Genomic DNA, 14,827 nt, shown 5'->3' with positions numbered 1-14,827 from the left:
TCATGACCCGCCGCCTCACACACGAGACCACCCACAACTGGCGCGACAGCCAAGCCAAATGAAACAGACAACCGAGAATCAAACGCTCACTTAGACCGTGTCCTATGTGGTGAGGCGTCGTTGGGCTTCGTATGGGGCGGGGTACGTGGAGTTGGATTGTTCCGGACGGGTTATGGGAGATCGCGGAGCCGTTGATCCCGCCGTCGAAGGTGCGTCCGCAGGGCGGCGGGACACAGGACACGCCTGACGAGACGCTGTTCGCAGCGATCATCTACGTGCTGGTATCGGGGTGTGCCTGGCGAGCACTGCCGCCATGCTTCGGGATATCGAAGTCCACCGCACACCGCCGGTTCCTGATCTGGTCCAGAGCCGGCGTGTGGGGTCGGCTGCATGAGGAGATCCTGTACCGGCTCGATGACGCCGGCCTGCTCGACCTCTCCCGCGTGGTTCTGGACTCCGCCCACGTCAGGGCTAAAACGGGGGCGAACTCACAGGTCCGAGCCCCGTGGACCGGGGCAAGGCGGGTTCCAAGATGCACGTCCTGTCGGACTCGGCAGGACTGCCCCTCGTTGTCGGCGTCAGCGCGGGCAACACCCACGACAGTGAAGCCCTGAAGCCCATGGTGCTCGGTCACCAAACGATTCCCAATGGAGTTGTCAGGCTCGGCTGGTGGCTCGCCGTGAGCGGATCAGCCCAACGCGTACGAGGCCGGCGGTGGGGCGATCTCGAAGGTGCGGCCGTCGCGTATGAGGGCCCACAGAACGTTCAAGCGGGGGCGGGCGAGAGCGATGACGGCCTGCTTGTGGCTCTTTCCTTCGGTTCGTTTGCGCTCGTAGAACGCCCTGGAGACGGGACAGCATCGGGCGGCGACCATGGCGGACATGTAGAAGACGCGCATGAGGCGTCGGCAGTAGCGTTGTGGTCGGCGCATGTTGCCTCTGATGCGACCGGAATCCTTGGGGACGGGGGCCAGGCCGGCGACACCGGCGAGGCGGTCGGAGGTGCCGAAGACGCTCATGTCGCCGCCGGTAAGGCGATGAACTCCGCGCCCAGGACGGGGCCGACACCGGGCATGCTCAGGATGACCTCGGCGTGCGGGTGGCCGCGAAACCGGCCCTCGATCAGGGCGTCGGTCTCGGCGATCTCCTCATCGAGGGCCAACACCGCCCTCGCCAGCTTCGCCACCACTGCAGATGCGACCCTCTCCCCGGCGACGGCGGTGTGCTGGGCCTCGGCGGCCTCGAGCGCGGTGGGCGCGACGGCTTTGTAGTTGCGGACCTTGCGGTTCTTCAGCCACGTCGCAAGTCGGCTGTTGCCGGTCCGACGAAGTGCGGCCGGGGTCTGGTAGCTGGTGAGGAGTATCAGCGCGGCCTTGGAGGTCTTGTAGTCGAAGGCCCGTTCCAGGGCCGGGAAGTACTCAAGCAGCTGGGCCCGCAACCGGTTGATCTTCCTGGTTCGGTCAGCTGCCAGGTCCAGGCGGCGCGAGGTCAGAATGCGCAGGTCCACGGCGATCTCATCGCCACGGCGCATCTTCTGGAGGTCGCGGCGCATGCGGGCTTGGTCCGCGATGACGAATGCGTCCTTCGCGTCTGTCTTTCCTTCACCCCGGTAGGAGCCGGCGGCGTGGTGGACGGTGCGGCCAGGTATGTATACGACCTGTTGCCCTTTGCCGGTCAGCAGCGCGATCATCAGCGCGGCCCCGCCGGCATTGAGGTCGATCGCCCAGGTCACCGGTCCACCTTCGCTCAGTGCGAGGACGTCACGGATGAGGTTGAGCAGTGCGGTCTCGTCGTTGGCCACCCGTCGCGACAGCTTCCGCTTGCCGTCGGTGTCGATCACCACGCAGCAACAACGTAAGGAGACACGACCCCCACCGCGGCCGCCACTTCAAACCCCAACGCCTGCATGCCGACAAGGTCTACGACATCCCCACCTGCGGAAATGGGTGCGCGGCAAACGGATCGGCGTCCGGATCGCCCGCAAAGGCATCGAGTCGAGCGAGCGATTACGGCGTCGGCGGTGGGTAATCGAGCGGACGATGTCCTGGCTGACTGGCTACCGCAGACTCAACCACCGCTACGAACGCCACCCCGCAACTACCTGTCCTTCCTCGGCCTCGCAGCCGCCCTCTGCTGCGACAAACGCCTCATCCGACTGACCACAGGACACGGTCTTAGGTCTGAGAGGGAGGCCCTCTACTCTCGCAGACCGGAGCGGCGGGAGGTGACTGCGTCCCACACGGCAGCAGCGCAGTCACCCGCATTCTCGTGCTCCCAGAACCTCAGGACGAGCCACCCCTCAGCGGCCAGCCTTTCGTCCGTCTCCCGGTCACGGCGGACATTTCCGCCGATCTTCTCGCGCCAGTAGTCAGGGTTGGTCTTCGGCGGGACGAAGTGCTGAGGGCAACCGTGCCAGAAGCAGCCGTCTACGAATACCGCAACCTTCACCGGGCGGAAAACCAGGTCTGCGGTTCTCCGCATACCGGGCAACGGCTTCGCCGCCACCCGGTACCTCAGCCCTCTTGCATGCAGCAGGGAGCGAAGAATCCGCTCCGGCGAGGTGTCTCTGCTCCGGTTCCCGAGCATGCTCCGGCGGTTGGCCGCGGAAGATGCCCAGGAGCCGGGCGGCGGGGCCCAAGGCTCACCCTCATGCGACTGGTTGCTCATGGAAGCCGGAGTCTATCCGGCTCTCCCATGCCCTTCCCTTGGCGGCCACAGTGAGAGCTGTTGGTGGCCGCGGGCCCGGGCCGTGGGTGGGGACGGGCGTGTGGTGGTGAGGGTGAGGAGGGTGCGGAGGGCCGTGATGACCTCTTGGGGGGTGTCGCGGACCATCGACGGGGTTGCGCTGACCACCAGGATGCCGTGGGCCTCCAGGCGCAGGCGGCGGCGGAGGGTGGCGTGCCAGGAGTCGCGGGTGTAGTGGTACTCCGCCGAGTCGATCTCCAGGGCCACACCCTCGTCGGGCCAGTAGGCGTCCGGGCTGGCCAGGAAGGTGCCGTCCGGGGTGTAGAGGCGGGCGTTCCACAGCGGGGTCGGGAGGTCCGTCGCCGTCAGGGTGTCGCGGGCCCGGGCTTCGGCGATCGAGCGGACCCCCGCGACCAGTTCCGCCGCGGCTGCGCGGATCGCCGGGCGGGTCAGGAGGCGGGCCGCGCGGAGTTCCGCGTGGAGGTCCTGCGGGTGGCACCAGCCCGCCTGGACCACATGGGCCAGGGTCGAGCGGATCAGGGCCGGGTCCTCGGCCCGGGAGGCGAAGTCGGCCGCCGCGCGCACCGGGCGGGTGCTCGGGATGCCGCAGACGGTGATGGTGCGCGGCCAGCGGGAGGTGGCCAGCGGGCGGACCTGCGGGGTGGTGGCGAGCCGGCGCGGGGCCCGGATCAGGACGTCCGCCGGGGTGTGCGGGGCGTCGCGGATGCCGAGCAGGGCGAGGGCGGCGCCGCCCGTGAGCAGGGCCGTGTCGCCGGCCAGGGGGTCCGCGGTGGGCTCGGCGGCGTACAGGACGGCGGCGAGGGCGCGTTGGCGGTGGTCCGGGGGCCCGGTCTGGAGGAGGTAGACCCTCGGGAGCAGGCGCTGCCAGGGGCCGCCCGGGCGGGCGCGGGAGGTGATGGTGGCGTCGGGGATGCCGGAGGCGCTGAGTTGGTGGCGGGTGGCCAGGTTGAGTTGCCTGCGGGCGGTGGCGGGCGCCGAGTGGACCGCCGTCCGTTGTGTTCCGGGTCGGGTGGCCCGGGTGGTGGGCCGGGTGGCGGGCCTCGTGCTGGTTCCCGTCCTCGTGCCGGTGCTGGTGCCGGACCTCGTGCTGGTGCCGGGCCTCGTGCTGGTTCCCGTCCTCGTGCCGGTGCTGGTGCCGGACCTCGTGCTGGTGCCGGGCCTCGTGCTGGTGCCGGGCCTCGTGTGGGTGCGGGTCCCGGACCGGTCGGTCGTCGGGGTGTCGGTGCGTGCCTGCCGCGGGTTCGTGATCATGTTGGGCGTTATGCCCTGTCCCCGGGGGCGGATACACGCCCGGGGCCGGCTTTCGAAGCGAGCCCTTCCGGCTACCGCTCCTCGCGGCCCGGGTGGTCCGGCGACAGGAAGACGATCACGGCCGTCTGCGCGCCCGGCCGGGCCGTCACCTCGTGCCAGCCCAGGCGGCGGTACGTCGCCACCGTGTCCGCGGCCAGCCGGGAGGTCAGCAGCCACGCCCGGCGGTCCGGGGCGTCCGCCGTGATCTCGGTGAGGAGGGTCCGGCCGGTGCCGTGGCCGCGCGCGTACGGGCGTACGGCGAGCTCGTCCATCTCCAGCGCGCCGCTCAGCAGCTCCCGTACGCGCTCCGGTCCGAGCTGCGCCGCGACCTGGGCGTACGCACGGGCCTTGGGGAAGGCCGCCGGGGTCAGCCACCCCGTGGCGAAGCCGTCGATGCCCGCCGCGGACTGGGCGAGGGCCGTACGGAAGCCAGGGCGCCGGGAGTCGGCCTGCAGGCGGACCGCGAACTGGCGAATGGTTTCTTCGTCCTCGTTCCACGGCGGGGCGGAGAAGACGTCGGCATAGGCGTCGACCAGTTCGTCCGCGAGGTCGAGGACGGCCCGTCCGTAGCAGATCACGATGTCCGAGCTCCTCGTTTTTCCCGTTTGGGGTGGGAGAGTGAATGTATGCCCCTCCGGTTCCCGGAGCACGTATCGCACGGATCCGGCGAGTGTGCGACAAATCCCCTCCGCGGGTTCCGTGTCGGGGGCCCGGGGACGCGCGTTGAGCAGCCCGTGTACGGATTCGACAGACTGCTGCGGGCGGTCGGCGGCTGCGCCCTCGCCTTCCTTCTCGTGCTGGGAGTGGTGGCGCTGCTGCCGCGCCCCGTCCAGGACGCCGTACCGGATGCCGTGATCGGCGGGGCCGTGCTCGTCCTCGGAGCGCTGGGTGCCCGGCGGGCGGTCAAGCCGCCGCGTTAGCCTCGTCGTGCAGAGATCCCGTGCAGAACGAGACAGACGAGACAGGAGTGGGCATGGCGCGCGTACCGAGTTCCGCAGTGGCCGCCGCCGGACTGGTCGGCGGATACGCCGTCGCCCGGTGGACCGGGAAGCGCCCGCTGGGCGGCGTCGTCCTCGGCGCGGCCGGCCTCGCCGCCGGGCGGGAGTGGCACCGGCGCGGCGGCGCCCCCGCGGCCGCCGGGCTCGGCGCGCTCTACCTCGCCGGCTTCGCGGGCGCACACCCGCTGGCCAAGAAGGTCGGGGCCTGGCCGGCCGTCCTCGGGGCGGCGGCCGTGGTGGCGACGGCGTCCTGGTTCGCCGCCGACGCGCGCTGCCCGCGCTCCGGCGGCGGCTACGCCCCGAGCGCCTGCGACACCGAGTAGATCAGCAGCCCGGCCAGGGCGCCGACCACCGTGCCGTTGATGCGGATGAACTGCAGGTCCCGCCCGATGTGGGCCTCGATCTTCCGCGACGTGTGCTCGGCGTCCCACCCGGCCACGGTCTCGGTGATCAGCGAGGTGATCTCGGTGCGGTAGGTGGTCACGACGTACACCGTCGCGCCCTCGATCCACCCCTCCACCTTCCGCTGGAGCCGGCCGTCGGTCGCCAGCCGCGCCCCCAGTGAGATCAGCGAGGAGCGGACCCGCAGCCGCAGCTCGCTCTGCTCGTCCTCCGCCGCCGAGATGATCATCGACCGGATCGCGGTCCAGGCGGAGGCGATCACGTCCTGGACCTCCTCCCGCTCCAGGATCTCGGACTTCAGGCGCTCCACCCGGGCCCGGGTGTCGGTGTCCGCCTGGAGGTCGGCGGCGAAGTCCCTGAGGAAGCGGTCCACCGCGCCGCGCGCCGGGTGCTCCGGCATGTCGCGCATCTCGCCGAGGAAGCGCAGCAGCTCCTTGTAGACGCGCTCGCCGACCTTGCGGTCCACGAAACGCGGGGTCCAGCCGGGGGCGCCGCCCTGGACCGCGCCCATGACGGACTCCGCGTGCGTCACGAGCCAGTCGTACGCCTTGGCGCAGACGAGGTCCACGACCTTGCGGTGACCGCCGTCCGCAACGACCCTCTCCAGGGTCTTGCCGATCCCCGGGGCGATCTCCGCGCTCTCCGCACGCCGGGTGATGGCCTCGCCCACGACGGCCTGGACATCGGAGTCCCGCAGCACGGTGAGGGCTCCGCGCAGCGCCGTGGCCAGCTCGGCGGTGACCCGGTCGGCGTGGGCCGGCTCGGCCAGCCAGGCGCCGAGGCGGCCGCCGATGCCGAGGGCGTGGAGGCGGGCGCGCACGACGTCGGAGGAGAGGAAGTTCTCGCCGACGAACTCGCCGAGGGAGATCCCCAGCTGGTCCTTCTTGGTCGGGATGATCGCGGTGTGCGGGATGGGCAGGCCGAGGGGGCGCCGGAACAAGGCGGTGACGGCGAACCAGTCCGCGAGCGCGCCGACCATGCCGGCCTCGGCGGCGGCCCGGACGTAACCGGCCCAGGCGCCCGCGCCGGTGTGCTCGGCCCAGGTCGCGAGGACGTACACCAGCGCGACCAGACCCAGCAGGCTGGTGGCGGTCGCCTTCATCCGGCGGACGCCGCGCCGGCGCTCCTCGTCGGCCGCGCTGAACACGAAGCGGGTGCCGCTGCCTCCGGCGGTGGTGCGGTTGTCCACGTGCTCCTGCCTTCCCCCGGGCGCCGGGTTTGTCTGCATAGCATCCGACTCCCGGGACGGCCGCGAAGTTCCCGGCACGCCGTTTCGCTCGCCTCGATGCCGCGATGCCGCGATGCCTCGTTACCTCGATGAGTACGGGGGCCTGCGGCCACAGCGCGCCCGGACCGGCCACGGCCCCTCCCCCCACCGGTGCCCCGCCCCGCCGCTCCGAAGCCCCCAGGGCCACGGGGCCCGGGGCCCGGGGCCCGCCGCCCCCTACAGCTCCTTGCGCAGGTCCGGGCCGTGCCCCAGGTGCTTCGAGGACTTCGGCGGCTTCGGGATCTTCGGGATCTTCGGGGGCTTGACCCGGACCTCCACGCCGCCCCAGAACGCGAAGCCCGTCACCACGACGCGCGGGGCGCCCGGGGTCGTCGGGCCCTGCGATTCGCGCTGGTCGAAGGCGCCCATGAAGCCGAAGCCGCGGACGTCGACCTCCACCCCCGGCGGCACCGTGATCTCGATGCCGCCCATGATCGCGACACAGTTGATCACCACCTCGCGCTCCGCGAACCGCGCCTCCCGCAGGTCCAGCTCGCCGCCGCCCCAGAAGGCCACCGCGTTGAAACGGGCGGGCACCGTCCACCCGCCCTTGCGCTGGAAGCCGGACATGACCGCGACCGCCGTCGCGGACGCCCCCGGGACGCCCCCGCCGCCGATCCGGCCCCGCCAGGCCTCCGCAGCAGCCCCCGGCCCCGCGCCAGGCGACGGCGCGCCCGGCGACGGCACCCCGGCCGGAGCGGCGCTCGCCGCCGGGAGGTCACGGGTCAGCGGTTCCAGCTCCCCGTAGGTGCGAGAGGTATACGCCGCCTCCAGCCGCTCCTCGAACTCCTCCATGTCGAGCCGGCCTTCGGCGACGGCGTCCCGCAGACGCTCCACCACCCGTTCGCGGTCGGCGTCCGACGCCCTCAGCTCCGGCAACGGCTTCTCCGGCCGTTCGTCAGTCATGCCGACCAGCCTATGCAGCCGCGCACGGGAGTTGTAGGACTTGACCCCGGCTCCGACCCCGGCCCCGACCCTGATTTGTCCCCACCACTGTGGGGGAATCCCCCGGGGGAACCCCCCGTGAGGGAACCCCCGGGACCCCCGCTGGACCCCCGCCGACCCCCTCAGCCCCGGCCCGCGTACATCCGCGCGATCACGTCCTCGATGTCCGGTTCCCGGATCGACAGGTCCAGCAGCGGGTACCGCGCCGCCACCTCCGCCACCAGGGGCGCCGCCGGGGAGCCCGCCGGGAAGGCCAGCCACTGGCGCGGGCCCTCCACCTTCACCACCCGCGCCCCCGCCACGCTGATCGGCGCGAGCTCGCGTTCCAGGTCCAGCACCAGGGTGCGTTCGCTCTCGCCCACCGCCCCCGCACCGTGCAGACCGTCCACGGTGCCGTCGTACATCAGCCGCCCGTGGTCGATCACCATCACCCGCTCACACAACTGCTCGATGTCCTGGAGGTCATGGGTGGTGAGCAGCACCGTCGTCCCGAGTTCCGCGTTCAACTGCCGCAGGAAGCCCCGCACCTTCGCCTTGCTCACCACGTCGAGCCCGATCGTCGGCTCGTCCAGGTACAGGACGTCGGGATCGTGCAGCAGCGCCGCCGCGATGTCCCCGCGCATCCGCTGGCCCAGCGACAGCTGCCGTACCGGCACGTCGAGCAACTCCCCCAGGTCCAGCCGGTCCACGCAGCGCTCCAGGTTCTCGCGGAACCTCGTCTGCGGGATCCGGTACATCCGCCGCATCAGCCCGTACGAGTCCTTCAGCGGCAGGTCCCACCACAGCGTGGTGCGCTGCCCGAACACGACCCCGATCCGGTGCGCCAGCCGCATCCGCTCGCGCGCCGGGTCGATGCCCGCGACCCGCAGCCGGCCCCCGCTCGGCGTCAGGATCCCGGTCAGCATCTTGATGGTGGTCGACTTGCCGGCACCATTGGGCCCGATGTAGCCGACCACCTCGCCCCGCGCCACCTCGAAGCTGATCCCGTCCACGGCCCTGACCTGGCGTTTCTCCCGGCGCACCAGCCCCACTCGGCGGCGCACCTCGCATACCTTCTCGACCCCGTCCAGCGAGATCAGCGCATCCCTGCCCACAACGGCTCAGCTCCCCGTGCTCCGGTACGTACGAAGACCAGCCCGCCACGCCAGCGAAGCGGGCACGAACACCGCGAGGGCGACCAGCGGGCTCAGGTACGCCACCCACTCCGGCAGTCCCAGCGGATCGGGCCGCCCCAGCAGGTGCAGTGCGGGCAGCCAGTTGACGAACGCCAGCGGCACGATGAAGGTGACCGCGCGCACCAGCTCCTTCCCGAACACCGTCGGCGGGTACTGGAGCATCGTGTTGCCCCCGTACGTGAAGGAGTTCTGCACCTCCGCCGCGTCACCGGCGACGAACTGGAACGCGGCCCCCGCCACCATCACCGCACCGAAGATCCCCGCCCCGGCGATGACCATCACGGGCACCAGCAGCACCTTCCCCGCCGTCCAGTCGACGTCGACCGCCGACAGCGCCCAGCCCAGCACGGCCAGCCCCTGCCCGGTGCGCCCGAGCCGGCGCAGGGCGAAGCGGTCCGCCGCGATCTGGGCCAGGACGGGGACGGGGCGCACCAGCATGGTGTCGAGCGAGCCGTCCCGCACCCGGGCCCCGACCCGGAAGGTGTTGCCGAGCAGCAGGTCGGCGAAGCCCAGCGAGGCCGAGGAGGAGCCGTAGAGCAGGGCGATCTCGGACAGCGTGAAGCCGCCGAGGACCTCCACGTGCGAGAACATGATGAAGATCGCGACGAAGTCGAGCAGCGTCAACGCCGCGTTCCCCGTCATGGACAGGAAGAAGGACATCCGGTAGGTCATCGTGGAGCGGATCCACATGGCGACGATGAGCCCGTAGCCGCGCAACCCCTCCACGACACGGTTGCGTTCGGGCACGAGGAGCGGCTCCGCCGGCCTCGCCGGCGCAAGCCCCGGGGCCGGCCCCCCGGCCCCCGCCTGCACCCCGGCCCCCGCCTGCACCCCGAGCCCCGCCTGCAACCCGGCCTCTGCCTCCGCCTCAGCCACCCTGAACCACCACCTTCCGGGTCGCGGCCGACTGCGCCAGCCGCCCCAGGCCCAGCAGGACGAGCGCCCAACCGGCCTGGAAGCCCAGCGCCCGCACCACTCCCGCGGGCCCGGCCTCCGCGTACTTGCCCATCAACACGTCCAGCGGCACCTGGAGCATCGCCGCCCACGGAAGCACCCGTACGAACTCCCCGAAGCCCCCCGGGAACACCGTCAACGGCAGCAGCACACCGGAGAAGAAGATCGTGACGACATTGGCCATCATGTTGACCCCGGCTCCGTCCATCAGCCAGAACGCGGCCAACGCCAGCAGGTAGCGCACCGCGAAACCGACCACGAGCCCGAGCAGGACCGACACCAGGAACAGCAGCCAGCGCACCGGATCGGCGGGCAGCGCCAGCCGGAACGCCAGCGCCCCGGCCAGCAGCGGCACCACCCCGCGGCCCACCAGCTGGAAGGCGGACCGCCCGAGGTCGGCCGCGAGCCACCACAGTTGGAGGTCGGCCGGCCGGTACAGGTCGACGGCGATGTCCCCCGTGCGGATGCGCTCCTGCATCTCCTCCTGGAAGCCGCCGCCGATCAGCCCGCCCGCCGCGAGCAGCGACTGGCTCACCCAGACGAAGGTCAGCGCCTCGGCCTGGTCGTAGCCGCCCAGCCCGGGGCGCTCGTCCCACAGGGCGACGAACGTGTAGGCGAGGATGAAGCCGAAGACGGTGTTGGTGAAGACACCCGCCGCCGTCGCGGTCCCGTAGGCGGCGTAGCGCCGGAACCCGCCGACGCCGACGGCCAGATAGAGGCGGCCCTGCTGCGCGGCTGCCCGAACCGTTCTCCGGCGCACCGTATCCCTCCGTTTCCCGGATCGTTCCTACGAGGGCCAAAGCGCGCGAGCTTAGTGCGGAGGGGCGATCCACGCGACCGAATTACGCCCGTCCGGCGCGTAATGGGCGGTCATCAGGTAGACACCATGGGGTACAGACGTGGATGTTTCGCACGGCGTCGAGGAGCTTGGGCGATGAGCGACCAGTCACCACCACCTGGCTGGACGCCTCGTGACCCGGACACCCCCGGGCAGCCGGCCGACCCACGACCCGCCACGGGAACCGGACAGACCGGACGGACCGGTCGGACCGGAAAGGCCGGGCGCAAGCGGACCGGCTGGCGCCGCTTCCTCCCCACCTGGCGCCTGCTCGTCGGCACCTTCCTGCTGCTCGTCCTGCTCATCGGCGGCGCCCTCGTCGCGGGCTACCTCCTGGTCGACATCCCGTCCGCCAACTCCGCGGCCATCGCCCAGTCCAACCTGTACCTCTACTCCGACGGCACCGAACTCGCCCGCGACGGCGAGATCGACCGGGTCAACGTCCCGCTCTCACAGGTCCCCCGCACCGTGCAGGAAGCCGTACTGGCCGCCGAAGACCGGGACTTCTACTCGGAACGCGCCGTCGACCCCAAAGCCATGGTCCGCGCCGCCTGGAACACGCTCTCCGGCAAGGGCAAGCAGTCCGGCTCGACCATCACCCAGCAGTACGTCAAGAACTACTACCTGGGCCAGGAACAGACGATCAAGCGCAAGGTCAAGGAGTTCTTCATCTCGATCAAACTCGGGCGCGAGAAATCGAAGCAGTACATCCTTGAGGGCTACCTCAACACCAGTTACTTCGGCCGCAACGCCTACGGCATCCAGGCCGCCGCCCAGGCCTACTACGGCAAGGACGCCGGCAAACTCACCACCGCCGAGGGCGCCTACCTCGCCACCCTCCTCAACTCCCCCAGCGCCTTCGACGTCGTCTCCCACCCGCAGAGCCGCGAACGCGCGCTCGCCCGCTGGAACTACGTACTCGACGGAATGGTCAAGAAGCAGTGGCTGACCGCCCCCGAGCGCGCCGCCACCACCTTCCCCGAACCCGGCAAAGTGCGCCCGGCCGCGGGCCTCTCCGGCCAGCGCGGCTACCTCGTCGAAGCCATCAAGGACTACATCACCGAACGCCAGATCCTCGACGAGACCACCCTCGCCGAAGGCGGCTACCGCATCACCACCACCATCGACAGGCGCCGCCAGAACGCCTTCGTCGAGGCCGTCAACGACAAGATGGCCGACAAACTCGACCCCGAGGCGCGCAAGGCCGACCGCTTCGTGCGGGCCGGAGGCGTTTCCATCGACCCGGCCACCGGCAAGGTCGTCGCCCTCTACGGAGGCATCGACTACACCAAGCAGTACGTCAACAACGCCACCCGGCACGACTACCAGGTGGCCTCCACCTTCAAACCGTTCGTCTTCGCGGCCGCCGTCGAGAACAACTCCCGCACCCAGGACGGCCGCCCGATCACCCCCCACACCCTCTACAACGGCGACAACAAACGCCGCGTCGTCGGCACCCGCACCCCGTACGCCCCCGAGAACGAAGGGCGCCAGTCGTACGGGGACATCACCGTCACCACCGCCACCGACCTCTCCGTCAACGCCGTCTTCGCCCAGATGGTCGTCGACGTCGGCACCGCCGAGGTCAAGGAAACCGCCATCGCCCTCGGCATCCCCGAGAACACCCCGAACTTCGTCGCGGGCCCCGCCATGGCGCTCGGCACCATGCAGGCCAGCGTCCTCGACATGACCCAGGCGTACGCGACCCTCGCCGACCACGGCCGCCACACCCCGTACACCTTTGTGGAAAAGATCAGCAAGGGCGGCGCGGACCTCCGCCTGCCCGACCGGACCCCGCGCCAGGCCGTCAGCCGCGAAGCCGCCGACACCACCACGTCCATGCTGGTCAGCGTCGTCGACAACGGCACCGGTACGGCGGCCCTGGCGGCGGGCCGCCCGGCCGCGGGCAAGACCGGCACCGGCGAACTCGACCGCTCGGCCTGGTTCGCCGCCTACACCCCGGACCTGGTCACCGTCGTCGCCATGATGGGCCAGGACCCCGACACCGGCACCCTGGAGTCCCTGTACGACGCGCTCGGCGAAGCCCGCATCGGAGGCGGCGGCTACCCGGCCCGGATCTGGGCCCAGTACACGAAGACGGCCCTCGAAGGCACCGACCCCGTCGACTTCGACCTGGAACTCCAGCCGGGCGCGGCCGCCTCCCCGCCACCGTTCACGCCGAACAACCCCGAACAGCCGCCGGGCAGCACCCCGCTCCCGCCGGTCCCGCCGTCCCCGCCGGGGCGCCCCCACCGCCCCGGCCGGCCGAGCCCGCCGGCGGAGGAGCAGGACCAGGAGGGCGAGACGGAAGGCGGCCAGGACCAGGGCGGGCAGACCACCGGAGGCGAGACCCCCGGGGGCGGCACCGACACGGGCACCACTGCCGGCAGGACCGGCGGCACCACGACCGGCACCAGCTCCGGGACGACGGCCGGCGCCCTCGGCGGCGCCACCGGAGGCGTCACCGGCGGCCGCCGCCCCCGCCCCCCGTCCGAGTACCTGGAGTGACCCCCGCACCGCCCGCACCGCCCGCACCCACCCCCGGCGACCCGGTCAGTGGCCGGCGGTGGCCTTCAGCCCGACCACGGCCACCAGCAACAGACAGATGAAGAAGATCCGGGCAACGAAGAAAGGGGCCGGTGACAGACGTCACCGACCCCTCTCCGCGCAGCTACAGCAGGTCGGGTCAGCGCAGGTCAGAGGTACAGCCCGGTGGAGTCCACGGACCCCTCCAGCCGCTCCGCGGCCACGGCGTGCAGGTCCCGCTCGCGCATCAGCACGTACGTCGCCCCCTGGACCTCGACCTCGGCCCGGTCCTCGGGGTCGTACAGCACCCGGTCACCCGGCTCCACACTGCGCACGTTCTGCCCGACCGCGACCACCTCTGCCCAGGCCAGCCGCTTGCCCACGGCAGCGGTCGCCGGGATCAGGATGCCGCCGCCCGAGCGCCGCTCGCCCTCGGGCGTATCGGACTTCACGAGCACACGGTCGTGCAACATGCGGATGGGCAGCTTGTCGTGGCTGGTGGTGTTGGTGTTCTCGCTCACGCTCCGAACCTACCCGCCCCCGCCGCGCCCCTACGCCGCAGGGTCATCAGCGCTTGCGCCGCGCCGACAGCACGATCAGCCCGACCAGACCCACCGCCACGAGCGCGACCGGCACGATCCGCTCGGGGCGCGGGGTGCCGTCCTCGTGCCGGAAGCCGTCCTTCACGTCCGTGACGAGGCGGTTCACGGCGACGACCGCCCGCCCGGCGGTGTGGTCGACCGTGGAGGCGACCCGCGCCTTCGCGTCCCCGACGATCGTCTTGGGGTGCATGCGCACCCCGATCTCGTCGAGCGTCTCGGCGAGCTGGTCACGGCGGCGGATGATGTCCGCCTCGATCTGTGCAGGGGTCCTGGCTTCCGACACCGCGCTGCCTCCGTCGTCGTGGGTGGTGGTCATGGGGGGCGTGTTCCGCCATGCACAGTCTGTCAGCTTAGTCTCGTGGCGTATCGATCCCCTCCCGAGGAGACCAGCGATGAGTGAGCGACTCCAGCCGGGCGACAGCGCCCCTGCCTTCACCCTGCCCGACGCGGACGGCAACGAGGTCTCGCTCGCCGACCACAAGGGCCGCAAGGTGATCGTGTACTTCTACCCCGCCGCACTGACGCCGGGCTGCACGAAGCAGGCCTGCGACTTCACGGACAACCTGGCCGTGCTGGCCCAGGCCGGCTACGAGGTCATCGGCGTCTCCCCGGACAAGCCGGAGAAGCTGGCGAAGTTCCGCGAACAGGAGCACCTGAAGGTCACCCTCGTCGGCGACCCGGAGAAGAAGGTCCTGGAGGCCTACGGGGCGTACGGCGAGAAGAAGCTGTACGGCAAGACGGTGACCGGGGTCATCCGCTCGACGGTCATCGTGGACGAGGAGGGCAAGGTCGAACGCGCCCTCTACAACGTCAAGGCGACGGGCCACGTAGCCAAGATCATCAAGGACCTCGGCATCTGACGGCACGGTCGACGGCGACTGGAGCGACGGCCGACGCGACAGCCTGCGACTGCCTGCCGTGCCCCAACTGCCATGTCATCACCAGCACCTGGCGGCGGGGCGGACGGCAGGCGGAGCCCGCACAGTAGACTGGGCGGGCACCAGCGCGTGCGCCCGTACTCCAACTGGCCAGAGAGAATGGCTTTAGGTGCCATGTGTTGTCGGTTCGAGTCCGACCGGGCGTACGGAAGAGGGCGGGGGGGGGGGGGGTTGGAGGTTGCCGTGG

14 protein-coding genes, 1 tRNA gene and 3 pseudogenes are annotated in these 14,827 nt (G+C 71.1%); 7 read left to right on the top strand and 11 right to left on the bottom strand.

The genetic code is table 11. The features are described from left to right. Positions 1-131: 131 nt before the first annotated feature. Positions 132-640, top strand: a pseudogene (locus AB0B01_RS23680) (IS5 family transposase); the annotation flags it as partial. A gap of 48 nt (positions 641-688) precedes the next feature. Here AB0B01_RS23680 and AB0B01_RS23675 read toward each other — a convergent pair. Next, positions 689-1,842: pseudogene (locus AB0B01_RS23675) on the bottom strand (IS110 family transposase). A 127-nt stretch (positions 1,843-1,969) separates the two neighbouring features. Here AB0B01_RS23675 and AB0B01_RS23670 point away from each other — a divergent pair. After that, positions 1,970-2,130 (top strand): annotated as a pseudogene (locus AB0B01_RS23670) (transposase); the annotation flags it as partial. A 65-nt stretch (positions 2,131-2,195) separates the two neighbouring features. Here the strand turns inward: AB0B01_RS23670 and AB0B01_RS23665 are convergent. The 3 genes from AB0B01_RS23665 to AB0B01_RS23655 all read right to left on the bottom strand — a co-directional run bounded on the left by AB0B01_RS23665 (position 2,196) and on the right by AB0B01_RS23655 (position 4,573). After that, a complete protein-coding gene (locus AB0B01_RS23665; protein ID WP_361722457.1) occupies positions 2,196-2,666 on the bottom strand; it encodes a very short patch repair endonuclease in 471 nt (156 codons plus the stop codon). 12 nt (positions 2,667-2,678) lie between these two features. Then, positions 2,679-3,956: a hypothetical protein gene (locus AB0B01_RS23660; protein WP_361722454.1), complete on the bottom strand. Its 1,278-nt coding sequence runs from the start codon at positions 3,954-3,956 to the stop codon at positions 2,679-2,681. A gap of 71 nt (positions 3,957-4,027) precedes the next feature. After that, positions 4,028-4,573 (bottom strand): GNAT family N-acetyltransferase, encoded by a 546-nt coding sequence (locus tag AB0B01_RS23655; RefSeq protein WP_361722451.1) that lies wholly within the window; start codon positions 4,571-4,573, stop codon positions 4,028-4,030. A 156-nt stretch (positions 4,574-4,729) separates the two neighbouring features. On the opposite strand from AB0B01_RS23655, the gene AB0B01_RS23650 reads away from it, so the two are divergent. Together AB0B01_RS23650 and AB0B01_RS23645 are read left to right on the top strand one after the other, a co-directional pair. After that, positions 4,730-4,915: a hypothetical protein gene (locus AB0B01_RS23650; RefSeq protein WP_361722448.1), complete on the top strand. Its 186-nt coding sequence runs from the start codon at positions 4,730-4,732 to the stop codon at positions 4,913-4,915. 53 nt (positions 4,916-4,968) lie between these two features. Continuing rightward, on the top strand, positions 4,969-5,316 hold the full coding sequence (locus AB0B01_RS23645) for a hypothetical protein (RefSeq protein ID WP_361722445.1): 348 nt from the start codon (positions 4,969-4,971) through the stop codon (positions 5,314-5,316). Here the strand turns inward: AB0B01_RS23645 and AB0B01_RS23640 are convergent. From AB0B01_RS23640 to AB0B01_RS23620, 5 genes are all read right to left on the bottom strand, one after another. After that, complete coding sequence (locus AB0B01_RS23640; RefSeq protein WP_361722442.1) at positions 5,286-6,584, bottom strand: DUF445 domain-containing protein; 1,299 nt, start codon at positions 6,582-6,584, stop codon at positions 5,286-5,288. The two genes, AB0B01_RS23645 and AB0B01_RS23640, sit on opposite strands and share 31 nt — an antisense overlap. Positions 6,585-6,839: 255 nt before the next feature. Continuing rightward, entirely contained in the window at positions 6,840-7,568 is a 729-nt protein-coding gene (locus AB0B01_RS23635) for a DUF1707 domain-containing protein (RefSeq protein ID WP_361722439.1), read from the bottom strand. Between the two features lie 161 nt (positions 7,569-7,729). Further along, positions 7,730-8,701, bottom strand: a complete 972-nt coding sequence (locus AB0B01_RS23630; RefSeq protein WP_361722436.1) for an ATP-binding cassette domain-containing protein — start codon at positions 8,699-8,701, stop codon at positions 7,730-7,732. A gap of 6 nt (positions 8,702-8,707) precedes the next feature. After that, entirely contained in the window at positions 8,708-9,472 is a 765-nt protein-coding gene (locus AB0B01_RS23625; protein ID WP_361722471.1) for an ABC transporter permease, read from the bottom strand. 178 nt (positions 9,473-9,650) lie between these two features. After that, positions 9,651-10,496, bottom strand: a complete 846-nt coding sequence (locus AB0B01_RS23620; RefSeq protein ID WP_361722433.1) for an ABC-2 family transporter protein — start codon at positions 10,494-10,496, stop codon at positions 9,651-9,653. A 174-nt stretch (positions 10,497-10,670) separates the two neighbouring features. Between AB0B01_RS23620 and AB0B01_RS23615 the strand changes: the two genes are divergently transcribed. After that, a complete protein-coding gene (locus AB0B01_RS23615; RefSeq protein WP_361722430.1) occupies positions 10,671-13,082 on the top strand; it encodes a transglycosylase domain-containing protein in 2,412 nt (803 codons plus the stop codon). 188 nt (positions 13,083-13,270) lie between these two features. On the opposite strand, the gene AB0B01_RS23610 is transcribed toward AB0B01_RS23615, so the two are convergent. Beyond that, positions 13,271-13,621 (bottom strand): co-chaperone GroES, encoded by a 351-nt coding sequence (locus tag AB0B01_RS23610; protein WP_361722427.1) that lies wholly within the window; start codon positions 13,619-13,621, stop codon positions 13,271-13,273. A gap of 46 nt (positions 13,622-13,667) precedes the next feature. Further along, positions 13,668-13,985 carry a DUF3618 domain-containing protein gene (locus tag AB0B01_RS23605; RefSeq protein ID WP_361722468.1) on the bottom strand — a complete coding sequence of 106 codons (318 nt, stop codon included), beginning with the start codon at positions 13,983-13,985 and terminating at the stop codon, positions 13,668-13,670. Positions 13,986-14,094: 109 nt separating this feature from the next. Here AB0B01_RS23605 and bcp point away from each other — a divergent pair, with 109 nt between their 5' ends. Further along, positions 14,095-14,562, top strand: coding sequence for a thioredoxin-dependent thiol peroxidase (gene bcp, locus AB0B01_RS23600; protein WP_361722424.1), 468 nt, complete (start codon positions 14,095-14,097; stop codon positions 14,560-14,562). 149 nt (positions 14,563-14,711) lie between these two features. Further along, positions 14,712-14,786, top strand: a tRNA-Leu gene (locus tag AB0B01_RS23595). The last annotated feature ends 41 nt before the right edge of the window (positions 14,787-14,827 follow it).

This window comes from Streptomyces sp. NPDC044571, assembly GCF_040647115.1.
GTDB lineage: Bacteria > Actinomycetota > Actinomycetes > Streptomycetales > Streptomycetaceae > Streptomyces.
Note: the sequence above shows the minus strand (reverse complement) of the source record. Positions and strands in the feature narration are given on the sequence as shown.